This window comes from Hydrogenophaga sp. (assembly GCF_018780385.1).
Taxonomy (GTDB): Bacteria; Pseudomonadota; Gammaproteobacteria; order Burkholderiales; family Burkholderiaceae_C; genus Hydrogenophaga.
Map to the genome: position 1 here is coordinate 36,894 of NZ_JADMJO010000096.1, position 17,438 is coordinate 54,331.

Annotated in this window: 18 protein-coding genes; 6 read left to right on the top strand and 12 right to left on the bottom strand. The window is 63.4% G+C overall.

From position 1 onward, the window contains the following. Positions 1–21 precede the first annotated feature (21 nt). From IV113_RS21950 to IV113_RS21980, 7 genes are read right to left on the bottom strand one after another with little or no spacing between them, the layout of a single operon-like run. Complete coding sequence (locus IV113_RS21950; protein ID WP_291089548.1) at positions 22–915, bottom strand: patatin-like phospholipase family protein; 894 nt, start codon at positions 913–915, stop codon at positions 22–24. A gap of 12 nt (positions 916–927) precedes the next feature. Next, entirely contained in the window at positions 928–1,815 is an 888-nt protein-coding gene (locus tag IV113_RS21955) for a patatin-like phospholipase family protein (protein WP_291089551.1), read from the bottom strand. Then, a complete protein-coding gene (locus tag IV113_RS21960) occupies positions 1,812–2,156 on the bottom strand; it encodes an STAS domain-containing protein (protein ID WP_291089554.1) in 345 nt (114 codons plus the stop codon). Before IV113_RS21960 ends, IV113_RS21955 begins: the two co-directional genes overlap by 4 nt. A 21-nt stretch (positions 2,157–2,177) precedes the next feature. Continuing rightward, a complete protein-coding gene (locus IV113_RS21965; RefSeq protein ID WP_363318650.1) occupies positions 2,178–2,672 on the bottom strand; it encodes an ATP-binding protein in 495 nt (164 codons plus the stop codon). Further along, entirely contained in the window at positions 2,620–4,053 is a 1,434-nt protein-coding gene (locus tag IV113_RS21970) for an ATP-binding protein (protein ID WP_291089560.1), read from the bottom strand. The genes IV113_RS21965 and IV113_RS21970 overlap by 53 nt, the downstream gene beginning before the upstream one ends. A gap of 25 nt (positions 4,054–4,078) precedes the next feature. Further along, on the bottom strand, positions 4,079–4,438 hold the full coding sequence (locus IV113_RS21975; RefSeq protein WP_291089563.1) for a response regulator: 360 nt from the start codon (positions 4,436–4,438) through the stop codon (positions 4,079–4,081). After that, entirely contained in the window at positions 4,416–7,271 is a 2,856-nt protein-coding gene (locus IV113_RS21980) for an ATP-binding protein (RefSeq protein ID WP_291089566.1), read from the bottom strand. The genes IV113_RS21975 and IV113_RS21980 overlap by 23 nt, the downstream gene beginning before the upstream one ends. A 27-nt stretch (positions 7,272–7,298) precedes the next feature. Between IV113_RS21980 and IV113_RS21985 the strand changes: the two genes are divergently transcribed. Together IV113_RS21985 and IV113_RS21990 are read left to right on the top strand one after the other, a co-directional pair. Next, entirely contained in the window at positions 7,299–7,877 is a 579-nt protein-coding gene (locus IV113_RS21985; protein WP_291089569.1) for a GNAT family N-acetyltransferase, read from the top strand. 367 nt (positions 7,878–8,244) lie between these two features. Then, positions 8,245–9,594, top strand: a complete 1,350-nt coding sequence (locus IV113_RS21990; RefSeq protein WP_291089572.1) for an esterase-like activity of phytase family protein — start codon at positions 8,245–8,247, stop codon at positions 9,592–9,594. 70 nt (positions 9,595–9,664) lie between these two features. Here IV113_RS21990 and IV113_RS21995 read toward each other — a convergent pair whose 3' ends face one another. Continuing rightward, positions 9,665–10,243, bottom strand: a complete 579-nt coding sequence (locus IV113_RS21995) for a YfbM family protein (protein ID WP_291089575.1) — start codon at positions 10,241–10,243, stop codon at positions 9,665–9,667. Between the two features lie 170 nt (positions 10,244–10,413). Between IV113_RS21995 and IV113_RS22000 the strand changes: the two genes are divergently transcribed. Beyond that, a complete protein-coding gene (locus tag IV113_RS22000; protein WP_291089578.1) occupies positions 10,414–11,100 on the top strand; it encodes a Crp/Fnr family transcriptional regulator in 687 nt (228 codons plus the stop codon). Between the two features lie 15 nt (positions 11,101–11,115). Here IV113_RS22000 and IV113_RS22005 read toward each other — a convergent pair whose 3' ends face one another. From IV113_RS22005 to IV113_RS22020, 4 genes are all read right to left on the bottom strand, one after another. Beyond that, the gene (locus IV113_RS22005) at positions 11,116–12,783 is read right to left on the bottom strand and encodes an acyl-CoA synthetase (RefSeq protein ID WP_291089580.1); all 1,668 of its coding nucleotides are present in this window, start codon (positions 12,781–12,783) and stop codon (positions 11,116–11,118) included. A 21-nt stretch (positions 12,784–12,804) separates the two neighbouring features. Next, positions 12,805–13,527 (bottom strand): nitroreductase, encoded by a 723-nt coding sequence (locus IV113_RS22010; protein WP_291089582.1) that lies wholly within the window; start codon positions 13,525–13,527, stop codon positions 12,805–12,807. Between the two features lie 93 nt (positions 13,528–13,620). Next, positions 13,621–14,565, bottom strand: coding sequence for an MBL fold metallo-hydrolase (locus IV113_RS22015; RefSeq protein WP_291089585.1), 945 nt, complete (start codon positions 14,563–14,565; stop codon positions 13,621–13,623). A 95-nt stretch (positions 14,566–14,660) separates the two neighbouring features. Continuing rightward, the gene (locus IV113_RS22020) at positions 14,661–16,040 is read right to left on the bottom strand and encodes an FAD-containing oxidoreductase (RefSeq protein WP_291089588.1); all 1,380 of its coding nucleotides are present in this window, start codon (positions 16,038–16,040) and stop codon (positions 14,661–14,663) included. Positions 16,041–16,129: 89 nt separating this feature from the next. Here IV113_RS22020 and IV113_RS22025 point away from each other — a divergent pair, with 89 nt between their 5' ends. The 3 genes from IV113_RS22025 to IV113_RS22035 all read left to right on the top strand — a co-directional run. Beyond that, positions 16,130–16,762 carry a methyltransferase domain-containing protein gene (locus tag IV113_RS22025; protein ID WP_291089591.1) on the top strand — a complete coding sequence of 211 codons (633 nt, stop codon included), beginning with the start codon at positions 16,130–16,132 and terminating at the stop codon, positions 16,760–16,762. A gap of 89 nt (positions 16,763–16,851) precedes the next feature. Beyond that, positions 16,852–17,151: a hypothetical protein gene (locus tag IV113_RS22030; protein ID WP_291089606.1), complete on the top strand. Its 300-nt coding sequence runs from the start codon at positions 16,852–16,854 to the stop codon at positions 17,149–17,151. A 67-nt stretch (positions 17,152–17,218) separates the two neighbouring features. Continuing rightward, a partial coding sequence (locus tag IV113_RS22035) for a heavy metal-binding domain-containing protein (RefSeq protein ID WP_291089594.1) occupies positions 17,219–17,438 on the top strand: 220 nt, incomplete at its 3' end.

Here is a 17,438-nt window from a genome sequence, read left to right on the forward strand (position 1 = left end):
TGGCGGGATCATTCACGGCGCTCATGCGGCCGCAGCACCCGAAGCGCTCGCATGCTCGCTCAGCAAACGGTGCAGGTACGGCATCTGCTGTTCTGCTGCCTGCTCACCACATTGCACAAGGTACGGCACCAGATGGGCATCCTTGAAGCCGATACGGCGATCGAACTGCGCAATGATGGGCAACACCTCGGCATGGTGCGAGAGACTGTGAAAGGCATATTGCGCACGCACCAAGTGGTTCGTCATCAACGACTGCAACTGCATCACCAGTCCGATGCCGGAGTCAAAGCCGCTGGCAAGCGCGTTTTCGAACCCCACAGCGAGAATGATCTCCGTGCCGTGCTGTATCGCCACGTCAACCGGAATCGGATTCGAAACGGCACCGTCGACCAGCCTGCGCCCATGTACGCGCCAAGGCGGAAGTATCAGCGGCAGCGCAATGCTGGCCCGGATCGCGTCGAACAGCGAGCCGCTGGATAGCACCACCTTTTCACCGCTCACAAAATCGGTGGCTACCAAAAACAGAGGAATGGGCCGGCCTTCAACTGTTGCATCGCCGGCGAAGCTTTGGATGCCCGCGTTCACGGCGCGATCGTTGAAGATGCTGGCCTCGTCGGAGAAGCCCAATACACGCGGAAAGATTGCGCCCAGGATCGAACGGTAATCGACCCGAGAAAATGCGCCTGCCCATCCTTCGGCAAACAGCGAAGCCGCTGCGTCGGCATCCCGCCCGCCGCCCGAAAGCCACGCGGCGCAGAAGGCTCCCCCGCTGCAGCCCACCACCATGTCGATGGGAACGCCTTCACGCTGGAGCACCTTGGCGACCCCAAAAGCGGCGGCGCACTTGAGCGCGCCCGATCCGATCACGAGAGCGACCTTGCGCCGGGTATGCGGCTGCCCGAGTACGGACGGCATGACCGACACTGACTAGATCGCAGCGGCTGGGGACGCCGTCTGCTCCGCGGCAAGCAGCTCTCGCAAGTACGGCAACTGCTGCAGCGCAGCTTGCTCACCTTGTTCGACGATGTATGGCACCTTGGCTGTGTCGAAAAGTCGGACGCGTTGCTTGAACTCGGGCAGGATCATGATCACTTCGCAGTGGTGCGCCATGCCGTGGAAGGCCAGCCTTGACTTGAGCAAATTGTTGGCCAGGATGGCGCTCAGCTGGAATGCAAAGCGTCCGGCGCTGGTGATGTTGTCCTGGTACGGGCTCTCAAAGCCCACGCCCACAATGACGCCGGAACCATGCTTCATCGCCACACTCAGCGGCAAGGGGTCGGACAGATAGCCGTCGACCAACAACCGGCCGTCCAGTTTCACAGGGCTGAATGCGAGCGGCAGCGCGAGGCTTGCACGGATCGCGTCGACAATCCGCCCCTTGGTGATCTCCACCAACTCGCCTGTGGCGAAATCGGTGGCGGTGATGTGCAGTGGGATGGAAGTGTCCTCAATGCGCCTGTCGCCAAAAACGGCATGGAGACGATCGAGCATCGATCTGTCGTCCCGCAGCGCGAAGTTGTCTGGCTTGAATCCAAACAGCTTCGGCGCCAGAAGGCGCAAATACCCCATGCGGCTGGGTTTGGACGTCAGATCCTTGGTCCATGTGCGCAAGGTAATGTCGGTCGCCTCGGTGGTTTCGTACCCGAGCGCCACCAGCGAGGCGAAGAGCGCGCCTGCGCTGCACCCGACCACACGGTCGATCGGAATGCCCGCCTCGTTCAGGACCTTCATGACGCCCAGCGCCGCTGCGCACTTGACACTTCCCGAGCCGATGACGAGCGACACCGCTGGCGCTGGGACGGTGGGGGGCGTCATGCGGCAGCCCGGAAGCTTTCGACGGCCCCTTCAGGGTCGTTGAAGATCTTGATGATGCTGGTGAAACCCGAGATGGACAGCACGCGCTCCACCTGTGGCTGCAGCGATGCAATGCGAAGGTCGCCACCAAGCCTGCGGCAGTCCTTGACCGTTGCCAACAACGAACGCAAGCCCGCGCTGCTGGTGTAGGTGACTGCGCCGAAATCAGCCACCAGGCGAATGCGGCCCTCTTTGATGGGGACGGCAAACGCGGAGGTCAGTTGTTCGGCATTCAAGCTGTCCACACTGCCCCTGATCGCCACCACAGTTACCGTATCCCGTTCCGTTATGGTTATCTCCAAGGTCGTCTCCCGATGGTTAAGTCAATGTTGATGGGGCGCGCTGATGAACTTGCCGATGGTGAGAACGTTCCCGCGCTGGGGGTCGTGTTCGTAGTGCTGCTGATCGGAGAGGCTGCGGATGAGCAGCACGCCGAGTCCTCCCGGCGCAATCTCTTCCACCGGCGTCGTCCGGGCAGTCACGTGCAAGGCCAAGGGGTTGAAGGGGATTCCAGCGTCTTCGATCGTAATCTCGATCAACGGCTTGCCAGCTGAATATCTGGCCCCGACCTGCAGGCTCAGACGCCCCGGCGCACCCTCCGGATAGGCATACGAAATAATGTTGAAGCAAGCTTCTTCGACGATGAGGTGAAGGTCGTGCTGAGCGTGACTGTCCACCTGGTTCTGAGCACAGTAGCGATCGAGCATGTCCAACAAGCTGGAAAGGCCTTCGGGATTGGCGTGGCAACTCGTCCTCACCGGAGGGTCAAAGGCTCGTGGCTGCATGTGCTCGCATCCCCTTTGAAGTGTCCCCTTCATCCTGACTGTCGCTTGCGGCTCCTTCGCCGGGCTCCCCCGCAAAGGGGATGCAGACGGTGAACCGGGAGCCTTGCCCGGGCTCGCTCACCACGGATACGCTGCCGTTCATCAATTCACAAAGCCTTCGGCAGATGGCCAGCCCCAGACCGCTGCCCCCAAACGGCCGCGTCGTGCTGGAGTCAACCTGCTCGAAGGGTTTGAACAGGTTATGTTTCTGCTCCTTGGTCAATCCGATACCGGTGTCCTCCACATCGAACACGATCTGGTCGCCAGGCGATTGCCGCCGGACGCTGAAGGTGACCCGTCCGTTGGACGTGAATTTCGCTGCGTTCGACATCAGGTTGAAAAGAACCTGACGCAGGCGAGCAGCATCGGCACGAATCGGGCCAAGGTCGGGCGCTACGTTCACCACCAATTGGTTGCCGTTGGCGACCATCAGGCTTCTTGTGGAAGATGCCACACCTTGCATCAGGTCGTTCAGATCGACATCTTCCAAATGCAACTGAACCCTACCGCTGTCCATTTTCGAGAGATCTAGCACGTCGTTGATGAGCCGCAACAGATGCCGGGCAGCGCCTTTGATTCGCGCCAGGTCCGGCATCGCCACTTGCGCCGGAGCGGTATCGGCAAGCTCGTCTTCCAGCAGTTCTGTGTAGCCGATCACTGCATTGAGTGGCGTGCGCAATTCATGGCTCATGTTTGCCAGAAAGGCGCTCTTGGCAACGTTGGCCGCATCGGCTTGGCGGCGGGCTTCTTCCAGCCGCACCGCCTGCGCTTCGATTTCGCGGTTGCGGTCTTGAAGCGCCAGCCGAACCCTGGCAGCTCGTCCCGCCTCCACGTGAACCGATATGCCAAAAATCGTGAGGTAAAGGGCCACCGCCGTGGCCGAGAGTACGGTGGTGAGCACCGGCGTTTCGGGCTGGAAGTGAAAGCCTGTTGCAGCGCCGCCCGCCAAAGCGCCTGCCATCAGCGCGCCCACGCCCCTCAGGGCGTGGCGATAGCCCCCGACGCTCAGGTTGGATGAGTTCATCGCCGCGTACATGCCCACCATGATCCACGGGTTGTAGCCGGCAATGCCCCCATAGCTGCCCAGCAAAAACGAGTCCACCAGCAAGTTGCGCAGCTCAACCTGCTTGCTGTTGACCGAGCGGTTGGCCAGCCAGAAAGCCAAATGGGGCCATGCAACGACTGTGATCGCCAGGGAGACCCACAAGGCCGTGGGCGGCAGCTTGCCGATGAAAACGGACAGCAGCAGCAAAGCACTGAAGACATGGGCGCCGATACGGACCGGATAGTTCAGCCGCACGATCCGGTGGGCTGGCCGTGGCGGTGCAGGCGCAGCACTTGTCGGAGCGTCGAGCTTGGCTGTGGTGAACGTCATCGAATATTGGATGTGAGGCCGCTGTTCAGAGCAACCGCTCCATCTTGGCGACAAGACGCTCGAACTCGATCGGCTTGGTATCAAACTCATCGCAGCCCGCTTCCAGGGCCCGCTCGCGGTCCCCAGTCATCGCGTGAGCGGTCAGCGCGATGACCGGTATGGCGCACAGCGTGGGGTCGGCCTTGAGCCGTCGGGTGGCCTCCCATCCGTCGATCTTCGGCAGGCTCATGTCCATAAGAATGAGGTCGGGTCGCTCTCTGGCGGCACCCGTCAGCGCTTCGGCACCGTCCACGGCCATCACGATTTCGTAACCGCGACGAATCAGCCTGCGCGACAGCATGTCGCGGTTGAGTTCGTTGTCTTCAACGAGCAGGATCTTGGGCATGTGCCTCCAGGGGGTTGACTTCGCCTGCAATGGCGGACGCGAGCAGCAGCCGCACGCGATAGCGCGCGCCTCGTCCGGGCGCTGATTCGGCAACAAAGTCGGCGCCCATCCTGTGGCACAGGCCGCGGCTGAGCGCCAGGTCCAGACCGAGGTCACCTGCGGCGGGAGGCGCAGTCTCCTGCGTGCCCTTGAAGGGCTGCAATGCAAGTTCAAGCTGACGCGGCGTCAGGCCCCCACCGTTGTGGCGCACCAGGATGTCCAGACAACCATCGGAACCCAAGGTGGCGAACAAGCTGATCTCGCTGGCATCCTTGCTGCGGCTGCAATGAGCGAGCAGGTGCAGCAGCACCTGCTTCAGACGCACGCGATCAGCCATCACATCGACCAAGGGCGCTTCAGGCACGGTCAGGACCTTGCCCGCTCGCGCCATCATCTGGCGCGCCGCGGTCTTCACCTCGGCCACTAGCGCGTGCGCATTCACAGGCTCAAGATGAACCCGCAGTTCGTCCGTCTCGATGGAGGAGTAGTCCAGCAAGTCGTTGATCATGGCGAGCAGGGTCAGCCCCGATTCCCGAATGTGCCCCGCCTGCGCGATCGCTGCAGTTCCAGCACCGTCGTCCGCCAACGTTTCGGTCAGCAGATCGGCGTAGCCAATGATGTCCGTGAGAGGCGTGCGCATGGCATGGCTCACGTTGCTCAGGAACCGTGTTTTTGCGGTGCTCGCCGCGAGCGTTGTGATCTGGGCTTCGCGCAGATCGCTGATGTCGATGACGCCCGCAATCAGGCAAGTGCGCCCGCCAAACTCCAGGTGATGGGCCGAAACCCGGCCCCAGAATTCGTCTCCGCTGGAGCGCAGAAAGCGCACCTCGTGATCGCGGACTTCGCCGTTTCGCTCAAGCGCATCTTGAAGTGCCTCCCCGTCCACGCTGTGGGCACCATACAGGCGCTTGATGGAAAGGCCCACGACGTCCTGGGGCGGGTAACCAAACAATCGCTCACTCGATGGCCCGGCCAAGAGAATCTCGTCGTCGGCTGCTCGCCACAGAATCAGAAACATCGGCGCAGCCTGCACGAGCGCGCGAATGCGCTCATCGGAGGCAGCGTCAACCGACGCCTCCGCCGAGTCCACGTCCGCGCTGGCGCGCGCCGGTTGCACGTCAATCAGCGATGCGGCCTGGCGCTCGGCCCATGCCTCAGCGGCGGGCGGTGCGCGCCGCGGCCCGTCTGCGAGCACCGTGGCGGAAAAACAGCTGCCGACACCGAGTTCGCTCGTCACGGTCACGTCACCCCCCAGCAGCCGGCACAGCCTGCGGCTGATCACCAGGCCGAGGCCGGTGCCGCCGTACTTGCTGGTCGTTTCGGCTTCCGCCTGAACGAAAGCCTGAAACAGGCGGCCTTGCTGCGCGGGCGTCATCCCGATACCGGAGTCAGTGATGTCGAACCCAACCAATGCGTCGCCCTGCGCATCCAGGAAGGAGCGCACGTCCAGCCGGATGACGCCGCCGTGCGTGAACTTGGCGGCGTTGGAGACGAGGTTGAACAGCACCTGGCGCAGGCGCGTCGCGTCCGAGCGAATCTGGCCGATCTGATCCGACAACGCCACTTCAAGGCGATTCCCATTCGCTGCAACAAGCGGCTGGCAAGTGGACGCCACTTGATCCACCAACTCCACCAGTTCGAAGTCTTCCAGGTGCAGCTCGACCTTGCCCGCTTCGATCTTCGACAGGTCCAGCACATCATTGATGAGCCCCAGGAGATGCCGGGCGGCGCCGTTGATGCGGCGCAGGTCGCTGACAGCTGTGGTCAGATTCACGCCGTGCGTGAAGTCTTCTTCCAGCATTTCGGTGTAGCCGATCACCGCGTTCAACGGCGTGCGAAGTTCGTGGCTTACGTTGGCCAGAAAGCTGCTCTTGCTGCGGTTGGCTTCTTCCGCCTGCAGCCTCGCCTCGTCGGCGGCGAGCCGATCCAGCTCTGCGCGCTTGCGCGCGTGGTCGAGTTCTGCGCTCTGCACTTCAATCAGCCGGTTGCGCTCCTTGACCTCGCGGTTGGCCTGAACTGCCCGACGCGTTTGTATGTTCGACTGCAATGAGAACATCAAGTTGAAAAACGTCAGACCGACCAGCGAAAAGCCCTGCGTCAGCCCGGAAGCCTCCGCGTTCCACCGGAACCCCACGACGAGCGCAGCCAGTACCGCACCTGCGATGTAGGTGCCGATGGTCTTGAGCGCCAATGGCACACCTCCGACGCTCATGTTCGCCGTCGTGATGGCCACGAGAAAGCAAGCCGCGATCCAGACGCTGAACCCGGCCAGCGTGCTCCACGCCCCAACGATCAGCGCATCACCCAGGAGGTTGCGCAGTTCGGCCCTCTTGCTGTTGTGCGCCCTGCTGGACACCAGGTAGGCGACGTGTGGCCACAACAGGCTGGTCAAGGCCAAGGCGACCCACAGCACGCTGGACGGTGGCTGATCAAGCAGAACGGAAAGCATGACCGCGCCCACGCAGAGGTGGCTCACCACCCTCACCCCATAGTCGAGCTTCACTATGGGGTGAACGCGTCGCTGGTCTCCCAGATCCCCGCTCAAGGTGTCGGACAAAGTGTCCGGCAAAAGCATCAGAGCACCTCCCGGTCGAGGGGCGCGATGCAAACGGTTGCGGCATAGAACATCTGGGCCTTCGGCGAGGGTGGCTTGGACGGGCACGGCGCGTGACTTCACACTGCTCACAGATTGTGCCTGACTATGCAAAATGTCACACTGAGAAAGTGCGTTGCCTGCTCGTGCCGAACCGCACGCGATTGGGACCGCATCCGGGCTGATTCGGCAGAATCTCATTTTTCTTGACTGTTAAAAGTTCACTCCATGGCACAGACCTCGCGCAAACCCGTTGTAGTTCGCCGCGTGCACCTTCCGGATGCGCAAGCCATGCAGGAGTTCCTGTTGCGGCTAAGCGGAGCGTCGAGACGCAGTCGATTTCACGGTGTGGTCAACGTTGTCTCGCCCTCCTTGCTGCGCCGCCTCGTTGATGCCGACGGGGAACGACATGCAGCATGGGTTGGATGCGTCTGGGGCCCCAACGGTGAGGAGATCGTGGGGGAGGCTGTGTGGTACCTCGTGGATCCCACTGAACGCATCGGGGAGTTGGCCATCAGCGTCAGAGATGACTGGCAGGGCCAGGGCGTTGCAAATGAATTGATGCGAATGCTTATGGCATCGGCTGAGAAAGCCGAGCTGCGAGAACTTTATGGAGACGTACTTGAAGCCAACGCGCGCATGCTTGCCTTCATGCGACGACATGGAATGCATCCGGGAATCTGTGAAGCGCCCGCGGACCCAGGGGTCGTGCGCGTGGGCCGCTTGTTCAACGTGTCCCCGGCAGTGCCCGGCAGCCCCAAAGCTGCTCGCCGGACCTGGCTTGAACGTTTGAGCTCGCTTTGGTGATGAGTCAACACATATCCCACCCTACGCCCACATCTCCAGACTGCGACCACAGCTCGTTGAGTACCCGATCCTGGAGTCGCAGCAGTCGCGCCAAACGTCGTTCGTCGAATGCCCGGTGAGGACCGAGGCTGTCTTTCGACACACCTGCCTTGACCGACTCAGTCCAGTCTGAACCTGACTCCAGGTGCCAAGAGCAACTGTGTGCAGCGCTTGTGAGCGGATAGAGGACGCAGCTTGGGGTGTCAACGCGCCGTCATGAAAGTGTCGCGCTGCTGTCAAGCTGAACCGGCAAGCTGGGCGCGCTGTCCACGCTACCCACCGGGAGAGCGAGGCGCGCGTTCATCCAAACCGACGAAAGCCATTCCCCATGAAGCTCCATACCCATGCACTGCTCGCCTTGGCCGTTGCCAGTGTGAGCGTTGCCGCCCAGGCCCAGACCGCCTACCCGGCCACGCTTGCGGGTCACGCCCTTCTGCCCGCGCAGAGCCTCATTCCCGCGCCCAAGGATGCACCGGCCGACCTGCAGGTCAGCGGCAAGTTCACCACCGGCAAACTGGTCGAGAAGATCGGCAGTGTCGAAGGCCTCTCGGGTGGCCGCCCCACGGGCGTGTCGGTGCCCTTCAAAGGCCAGCCTGCCCAGGGCCACTCGGGTATCAAGAAAATGCCCGACGGCACGTTCTGGATCCTCACAGACAACGGCGCGGGCGCCAAGGCCAACTCACCCGACTTCGGGCTCTACCTCAACCACTACAAGGTCGACTTCAAGAGTGGCAAGTTCACGCGTCTGAAGACCGTGTTCCTGCACGACCCGGACAAGAAGGTGCCCTTCCGCGTGTTGCACGAAGGCACCAAGAAGCGCTACCTGAGCGGCTCTGATTTCGACCTCGAAAGCTTCCAGTTCGCCGGCGGCTCGATCTGGATCGGCGAAGAATTCGGACCCTACCTCATCAAGGCCGACATGAACGGCAAGGTGCAGGCCGTGTTCGAGACGCAGGTGGATGGCAAGGTCGTGCGCTCGCCCGACCATCCTGCCGTCACCACGCCCGGTGCGCCAGGCGGAGAGGTGAAGTTCCAGGTTCGCCGCTCAAAGGGCTACGAGGGCATGGCCGCGTCGAAGGACGGCAGCAAGCTTTACGCCTTGCTCGAAGGCGCGCTCTACGACGAAGCGGCCAAGGCCGCCGAAGCCGTCGACGGCAAGCAATTCCTGCGCGTGCTCGAGTTCGATGTGGCAACGCAGCAATGGACCGGCCGCCACTGGAAGTACGTGCTGGAAGCCAACCACCACGCCATTGGCGACTTCAACATGATCAGCCCGACCGAGGGCCTGATCATCGAGCGCGACAACGGCGAAGGCACGGCCGACAAGGCCTGCCCGGAAGCCACCAAACGCGCCGATTGTTTCCACGACCTGGCCAAATTCAAGCGCGTGTACAAAGTGGAGCTGAGCGAAGCCAACGTGGGTGGCCCCTTGCGCAAGATCGGCTACATCGACCTGATGAACATCGCCGACCCGAACAAGCTGGCCCGCAAGCCGCTGGACAACGGCGTGCTGACCTTCCCCTTCTTCACGATCGAGAATGTCGACATGGTCGATGCGCGTCACATCGTGGTCGGCAACGACAACAACCTGCCGTTCTCCAGTAGCCGCGAGCCCAACAAGGCCGACGACAACGAACTGGTGTTGCTCGAAGTGGGCGACTTCCTGTCCGCGCGCTAAGTCCGAGCGCAGGCTTTATCGATGCCCAGGCTTGGATGCGGACTGAACTTCCAGCAGCGCAGGCATCACTTCAATAGATGTGAACGAGTGCCGAGTTTCCCGTTTGTGCGAAGTGCCCGATGAAGATCCGAAGTTCCTGAACGACACCCCAGAGTTCCCCCAGCTCTCGCTGCCGCTCAGCGGGATCTGAGGATGCCTGCCAGTAGATCTGCGCGGCCTCAATGCCTTGTGTGCTGTAAGCATCGTCCAGCGATTGGAGCGTTTGAGCGTTGAGGAACGCGGCGACCTCGCTTGACTGTTCTGAAGTGAGCAGGCGGGGCGCTCCATAGCCCAGGTCAGGGCCTACTTCCTGACCCCCGGACATGATGAAGGCGGCGGGCCACTTTCCTTCTTCGGCGCCCCCAGTGAAGAGGTAGTGAAGTATGTGCCAGGCTTGATCAAGGTTGAAGGTATCGCTCTCGCCGACAGGTTGGAGTTTCTCTCTTGAAGCCGGCACTTCCTTTTGAGACTTCCCGAAGACCTTGGAGAGAAATCCGACCTTTGGAGGGGGTGGCGTATGGCCCAGTAGTTCGCCCGCAGCGTCAGGGAAGGTCTGTACGCTCGCGGCTTCTTCCAAGGTCAGACGATACAGACTGCACAACATGCTCATGGCGGTGGTTCCGGGCGGTTGGTGACTCTTGACGTAATGTATCCCGCAGAACCGGCGGGAAAGCCTGGGCTGGAATGTTCGGTTGAGGGTCCAGGAGTCTTCGCAAATGCCCTTGGTCTTGGCAGCGATTCCCCTGAAAATCGTGACCTTTGCTGCCCTGCCCACACACCATGTCCGAAGATCCACTTGAGCGCCTTCTCTCCCAGTCGTCCTGGACGACCTGTCTCACGGACTTGCAGGCGGAGAGCGTGCGTCAAGCGATTTCTGTCATTTCATTTGCGGCTGGCACCACGGTATGCGCGCGCTCCACGCCCTCGGCACATTGGCTGGGTGTGATCGACGGCATGCTCAAGCTGGAGAACATCTCCGAGGGCGGCAAGAGCAGCAGCTTTGCCAGCGTTCCTGCCGGCGCCTGGTTTGGTGAGGGCGCCGTGCTCAAGGGTGAATTGAGGCCCTATGAGGTGGTTGCCCTGCGCGACAGCCGGGTCGCCTTCCTGCCGCGCGACAACTTTCTTCGGCTGCTGAATGAAAGCCATCCCTTCGCCCTCTGGCTGATTGCGCACCTCAATGCACGGCTGGGGCACTACGTGGCGCTGGTTCAGAACTTCCGCCTGGGTGACACCACGGCGCAGGTGGCGTACAGCCTGTCTGGCCTCTTCAACCCGGCGTTGTTCCCCAACACGGAACGGTGCATCACGATCTCCCAGGAGGAGCTGGGGCGCCTCAGCGGCGTGTCCCGCCAGGTGGCGAATCGGGCCTTGCAGGAGCTGCAGGAACGGGGCGCCATTCGCGTCAGCTACGGATCGATCGAGGTCATTGACCTTGAGGCGCTGCAGAGCGTGGCGCGCGAAGCATGAGGCGTCAGACGCCGCTCAGCTGTCTGCCGCCAGCCCGGCCAGCCGCGTGATGGCTTCGCGGCTTCCCGCGATGTCCCGCAGCCGGAACTTCTGAATCTTGCCTGTGGCGGTCTTGGGAAGGGCGTCGAACACCACGCGGCGCGGGCACTTGAAGTGGGCCAACTGGCTGCGGCAGAACGCGATCAGTTCGCTCTCGCTGACGGTGTCCACACCCGGCTTGAGTTCCACGAAGGCGCAGGGCACTTCACCCCAACGCTCGTCCGGCTGAGCCACCACCGCGGCATGCAGCACCGCAGGGTGTCGGTGCAGCACGTCTTCGACCTCCACCGACGAAATGTTTTCTCCGCCGGAGATGATGACGTCCTTGGAGCGGTCGGTGATCTGGAGGTATCCATCCGCATGCACGACGGCGATGTCGCCGGTGTGGAACCAACCGCCGGCAAAGGCCTTCGCGGTGGCATCGGGGTTCTTCAGATAGCCCTTCATCACGGTGTTGCCGCGGATCATGATTTCGCCCGCCGTGGTGCCGTCGTGTGGCACTTCCTGAAGGGTCTGGGGATCGAGGACGCGCAGCTCTTCCAGCCCGGCGGCGCGCACGCCCTGGCGCGCCTGCAGGCGGGCGCGATCGGCTGCTGGCAACGCCTCCCACTCAGGCTGGCGCACACAGCTGACGGGCGTCCCCGATATTTCGGTGATGCCGTAGACATGGTCAACATCAAACCCCATGGCTGCAATGGCCTGCAGGATCGCGGCAGGCGGTGGAGACCCCGCCGTGAGGATTCGAACCCGGCGTGGCAGTGGCTTGCGTTCTTCGGGTGTCGCGTTGGCGAGCATGGCCAACACCGTGGGCGCCGCGCAGAAGTGGTCCACGCCGTGTTCGACGATCGCGTCGAAGATGGTCTGCGCGCTGACCTTGCGCAGACACACGTGGGTGCCCGCCGCCGCCGTGATGGCCCAGGTGAAGCACCAACCGTTGGCGTGGAACATCGGCAAGGTCCACAGGTAGACCGGCGCTCGCGGAACGGCCCAGTCGGTGAGTTGCAGCATGCTCATCAGATAGGTGCCCCGATGGCTCGGAACGACACCTTTGGGATCTCCCGTGGTGCCTGACGTGTAGTTCAGCGCGATGGGGTCCCATTCGTCCAGAGGCCAGACACCTTCGAAGTCCGGGTCGCCTTCCGCCAGCAACGCTTCGTAGTCCAACGCGCCGATGCTTGTCTCGCCCGGTGCACCCAGGTCATCGATCCTCACCACCAGCGGCGCCTGCTCCAGCATCGCGATGGCGCGCTGTGCCACGCCAGAAAATTCGCTGTCCACCAGCAGGATCCTTGACTCCCCATGGCGCAGGATGAAGGCGATGCCCTCCGCATCCAGCCGGCAATTGATGGCGTTGAGCACCGCCCCGGAAAGAGGGACGCCGAAATGCGCTTCCAGCATCGCGGGCGTGTTGGGCGCCAGGACGGAGACCGTATCGCCGCGTTGCACGCCACGACGCGTCAGCGCGCTGGCAAGACGGTAGGCCCGCTCACGGGTTTGCGCCCAGGTCTGGCGCGATCCCGCGTGCACCAGGGCGACACGCTGCGGATGCACCTGTGCACTGCGCTCCAGAAACCCCAGAGGGGTGAGCGGCACATGGTTCGCCTCAACGCGCTCCAGGCCATGCCGGTAGGGGCTTTGATTCATGCGGTTGTCTCCCGTGCCTTGTCAGTTGTGAAAGGTCGTGAATGAATCCACGTTCTCTCTGTGCGTGACCAGTGAGTTCTCGACGCGGCTCGGATCGGCGTAGCCCAGACTCATGCCACACACCACCATCTCCTGGTCGGGAATGGCGAGTTCGCGGGCAATGACTCCATGGAACTTGGTGAAAGCCACTTGCGGACAGGTGTCGAGCGAACGGGCGCGCGCGGCCACCATCACGCTCTGAAGAAACATCCCGTAGTCGATCAGGCTGCCCGCCTGCATCACCCGGTCGATCGTGAAGATCAAGCCGACGGGCGCACCAAAGAACCGGTAGTTGCGGCCATGCTGCGCATGCATGCGGGCCTTGTCCGTCTTCGCAATGCCGAGCAACCCGTACAGGTCCCACCCCACCTTGCGGCGACGCTCCAGATAGGGCGATACCCAGTCCAGCGGATAGTAGGTGTAGGGCTCTTCCAGCGAATCTGCTTGTGAAGCGTCGTCGTCCACCGCCGCGATTGCCGCGCTCAGCCGGTCCTTCGCGGCACCGGTGAGCACGTGCACCTTCCAAGGCTGGGTGTTCACGCCCGACGCGGCATGGCGAGCCACGTCCAGAATGGCTTCAATCTCCTTGCTGTGCACTTCGGCAGGCAGGAAAGCGCGGATGCTGCGTCGCGACACAACGGCCCAATCGACCGCGCTGCGCAACTGAGACGGCGGGATGGCAGGAGCGGGATCAAGTCGGTTCATGGCGTGGGCATCGGGCAGGACATGCCTGGATGCTATCGGCGCATGTTCGCCATGACTGTCGATCGAAAGACATTCACCCAGGAAGACGCCTGCTCAGCGTCCGCGCAGGCTTTCCTTTTCCATCAGCAGATACGTGTTGTAGGCGTTCATGCGGTTGGCAAAGCGGAACATCGGCATGGGCTCGAAGCTGCTCCAGTCGGTGCTGGTGTAGGCCTCTTCGAAAGGCACGAGGTCTCTCGCCGCCTGGCCCATGGTGATGCGCAGGTAGTTGAGGTAGTCGCGCATCACCACCATGTCCTTGCGTGGCTCGATGGACGCCGCCCCATGGCCGGGCACGACCACCTGCGCGTCAAAGCGCAGCAGGCGGTCCAGTGACGCGATCCACTGGCCGCTGTCGGCCTGGCCCACGAAGGGCAGGCGTCCGCTGAACATGAGGTCGCCGGCGAACAGCACCCGCTCACCGGGCACGTGAATGGCCAGGTCTTCCGGCGTGTGCGAGGGGCCCACCCGCTCCACCACGAAGCGCATGCCCGACAGCTCCAGCGTGGTGGAATCGGTGAGCCAGCGGTCGGCCGGCACCAGGCGGGTGTTCTCGTCCACCCAGGGCGCCAGCTCCGTGCGAGAGGCCACCAGTCGCTGCGCCGCCGTGTCGGAGTTCAGGTACTCGCGTGCGTCTTGCTGCGCAATGACCTGCGCGCCCAGTTCCTTGAACACCTGCAGGCCGTAGATGTGGTCGGCGTGGTAGTGCGTGAGCACCACATGGGTGATCGGCTTGGGTGTGATCTCGGCGATCTTCTGCACCAGCCGGCGTGCCAGGGCGGGTGAGCCCAGTGCGTCGACCACCACCACGCCCTGCGGCGCCACCACGAAGCCGGCGTTGCTGATGAAGTTCTGGTTGGCCGGCGAACCGAGCGCGGCCAGACCTTGCACGTACCAGGTGTTGGGGCCGACCTTCTGTGGCTGCATCTCGGCCAGTACGGCGGTGGGAACGAGCAGGGCGAGGGTGCTCAGCACCCAAAGAGCGATGTGACGGCGCATGCCTGTCTCCGTTGTTTGAAAGTAAATCAGCAAGCACTGATATTGTGTGCGAACTTGGGCGGGTTCGGGAAGCGTTCACGCAGGCCCTGACGGCTTCAGTCCAGCGGCTTGAGCTGCTGCAGCAGCGTGGGCAGCAGTTCGGACACCGTGGGGTGGATGTGCATGGTGCGCGCCATCACGTCGCAGGGCACACCCGCGGCCATCTGGTCGAGCAGGCTGTGGACCACCTCGTCGCCGTTGAGGCCGAGGATGGCCGCGCCCAGCAACTGTCGCGAGTCCGCATCCACCAGCACCTTCATGAAGCCCTGGGTCTCGCCCGCCTCGCGCGCGCGGCCCACCTTCTGCATCGCCATCTTGCCCATGAGCACCTCGCGGCCGCTCTCGCGGGCCTGCGTTTCGCTCATGCCCATGCGGCCCAGCGCCGGGTCGATGAAGAGGGCGTAGCAGGCAATGCGGTCGCTGAGGCGGCGAGGGTCCTTGTCGAACAGGTTGGCCACCACGATCTCGTGGTCGTTCCAGGCGGTGTGGGTGAAGGCGCCGCGGCCGTTGCAGTCGCCCACGGCCCACACGCCATCGGCGCTGGTGCGGCACTGGTCGTCCACCTCGATGTAGCCCTTGTCGTCCGTGCGGATGTCGGCATGCGCCAGGCCGAGTCCGTCGGTGTTGGGGCGCCGGCCCACAGCCAGCAGCACGTGACTGGCTTCGATGGACGCGCGTTCGTCGGCGCATTGCGCGCCGACCGTGATGCGGTTGCCGTTGCGCGCCAGCGCCATGCACTCGGCTTCGAGTTCGAAGCGCACGCCATCGGCTTCGAGAATCTCGCGGATGCCGTCGGACACGTCGGCGTCTTCGCGGGGCAGCAGGCGTGCCGCGCGTTCCACCACCGTCACCTCGGCGCCGAAGCGGCGCATCATCTGCGCGAACTCCAGGCCGATGTAGCTGCCCCCGACGATGGCCAGGTGTTCGGGCACGGTGGACAGCTCCATTACAGACGCGTTGTCCAGCGTCGGCACACTGTCGATGCCCTCCAGATCGGGGCGCACCGGGCGGCCGCCCACGTTGAGGAAGATGCGCGGCGCGGTGAGCCGGCGGCCATTCACCTCCAGGGTGGCGGGCGCCACGAAGCGCGCGTCGCCGGTGATCACCTCGGTGTGGTCCAGGCCCCGCATCCAGGCCTCCACTCCCTGACGCGAGTGCAGCACGATGCCGTCCTTGCGAGCCTTCACGCGCGCCATGTCGACCCGGATTTCGCCCGCGACAAAGCCGTATTCGGCGCCCCTCTGGGCCTGGCGCACGGCGCGTGCGCTGGCCACCAGGGTCTTGGTCGGGACGCAGCCCACGTTGACGCAGGTGCCGCCGAAATGGTGGCGCTCGATCACCGCCGTGCGCAGGCCTTCGCGGGCACAGCGCGCGGCCAGCGCCGGGCCGGCCTGTCCGGCCCCGACGACGATGGCATCAAAAACTTCACCGGGCATGATTGGGTCCTCCTTGGCGTGTGGATGGCGGGTCGAAGAATTCGATGATGGACCCGGATCACGACGCTGTCGATGCGCTTGCGCCTACCATGCTCGACACGTCAGACCACCACAGCAAGGCACCCATGAGCAGCAACCGCAGCGTTGACTTCTTCGACCGCCAGTTCGAACGGCAGATCCACCAGACCAATTCGGCGCTCAACCCGTTCGAGCAGGCTGCGCTGCCGCACCTGCGGGGCCGGGTGCTGGACTTCGGCTGCGGCATGGGCAATCTGGCCCTCGCCGCGGCGCGCCAGGGCTGTTCGGTGCTCGCGCTCGATGCCAGCGAGGTCGCGATTTCACATCTGCAACAGGTGGCCAGTGACGAGGGCCTGCCGGTGCAGGCGCAGGTGGCCGACCTCCGCCGCTACAGCGTGAGTGGCGAATTCGACACCATCGTTTCCATCGGTCTGCTGATGTTCCTGGACTGCGCCACCGCGCACAGGGCGCTGGCCGACCTGCAGGCGCACCTGGTGCCGGGTGGCACGATGGTGGTGAACGTGCTGGTCGAGGGCACAACCTACATGGACATGTTCGACCCCGAGGCGCATTGCCTGTTTGCGAGGGATTTCCTGGAGACCGGGTTGGCCGGCTGGCAGGTGATCGCCTCCGGGCACCAGGACTTTGCCGCACCGGGCGACACGGTGAAGTCGTTCGCGACCATCGTGGCGCGCAAGCCCTGAAGCTCATCTGCAGTGCATGGCCATTCCTTGATCTGCCGCAAGGTCGCCACGCATGTGAGGCCGCATGCTGGAGGCCTTGGGAAAGTCCCATGCTGGAGAACACCATGATGGCACTGAAGATCTTGACCGCACTGTCCGCCCTTGCCCTGTTGAGCGCCTGCGCCGGCCCCGGACGGCATGCGGGCCCTCACGGCGCTGCGTCGCACCAGCCGGGGGCCGCCCCCATGACCATGCAGGGCCAGATGCATTCGATGCACGAGATGCATGCGATGCACGAGAAGATGCACGAGAAGATGAAAGATGCGAAGACGCAGGAGGAGCGCCATGCGCTGATGGCCGAGCACATGAAGGCCATGGAATGTGGCATGGCCGCACCGCCTGTCCGATGAACCCTTGACCTTGCCACGGCGGCAAGGATGAAGCTCATGCTTCTGTCGTCACCGCAGGAGATCGTTCATGGACGCGCACACCCACCACGCCCACGCAGGGCATGACCACGGCCACGCGCCGGCTCAAGCCGCGCCCGGCACGGTCTACACCTGCCCGATGCACCCCGAGATTCGCCAGGACCACCCGGGCAACTGTCCCAAGTGCGGCATGTCGCTGGAGCCGGTCATGCCCGCGCTGGACGAGGCCGAGAACCCCGAACTGCTGGATTTCCAGCGCCGCTTCTGGT

Coding starts and splice junctions, on each gene's coding strand:
- IV113_RS21950 (WP_291089548.1), bottom strand. CDS start 915: ATGCCGTCCGTACTCGGGCAGCCGCATACCCGGCGCAAGGTCGCTCTC.
- IV113_RS21955 (WP_291089551.1), bottom strand. CDS start 1,815: ATGACGCCCCCCACCGTCCCAGCGCCAGCGGTGTCGCTCGTCATCGGC.
- IV113_RS21965 (WP_363318650.1), bottom strand. CDS start 2,672: ATGAAGGGGACACTTCAAAGGGGATGCGAGCACATGCAGCCACGAGCC.
- IV113_RS21970 (WP_291089560.1), bottom strand. CDS start 4,053: ATGACGTTCACCACAGCCAAGCTCGACGCTCCGACAAGTGCTGCGCCT.
- IV113_RS21975 (WP_291089563.1), bottom strand. CDS start 4,438: ATGCCCAAGATCCTGCTCGTTGAAGACAACGAACTCAACCGCGACATG.
- IV113_RS21980 (WP_291089566.1), bottom strand. CDS start 7,271: ATGAGATTCTGCCGAATCAGCCCGGATGCGGTCCCAATCGCGTGCGGT.
- IV113_RS21985 (WP_291089569.1), top strand. CDS start 7,299: ATGGCACAGACCTCGCGCAAACCCGTTGTAGTTCGCCGCGTGCACCTT.
- IV113_RS21990 (WP_291089572.1), top strand. CDS start 8,245: ATGAAGCTCCATACCCATGCACTGCTCGCCTTGGCCGTTGCCAGTGTG.
- IV113_RS21995 (WP_291089575.1), bottom strand. CDS start 10,243: ATGAGCATGTTGTGCAGTCTGTATCGTCTGACCTTGGAAGAAGCCGCG.
- IV113_RS22000 (WP_291089578.1), top strand. CDS start 10,414: ATGTCCGAAGATCCACTTGAGCGCCTTCTCTCCCAGTCGTCCTGGACG.
- IV113_RS22005 (WP_291089580.1), bottom strand. CDS start 12,783: ATGAATCAAAGCCCCTACCGGCATGGCCTGGAGCGCGTTGAGGCGAAC.
- IV113_RS22010 (WP_291089582.1), bottom strand. CDS start 13,527: ATGAACCGACTTGATCCCGCTCCTGCCATCCCGCCGTCTCAGTTGCGC.
- IV113_RS22015 (WP_291089585.1), bottom strand. CDS start 14,565: ATGCGCCGTCACATCGCTCTTTGGGTGCTGAGCACCCTCGCCCTGCTC.
- IV113_RS22020 (WP_291089588.1), bottom strand. CDS start 16,040: ATGCCCGGTGAAGTTTTTGATGCCATCGTCGTCGGGGCCGGACAGGCC.
- IV113_RS22025 (WP_291089591.1), top strand. CDS start 16,130: ATGCTCGACACGTCAGACCACCACAGCAAGGCACCCATGAGCAGCAAC.
- IV113_RS22030 (WP_291089606.1), top strand. CDS start 16,852: ATGCTGGAGAACACCATGATGGCACTGAAGATCTTGACCGCACTGTCC.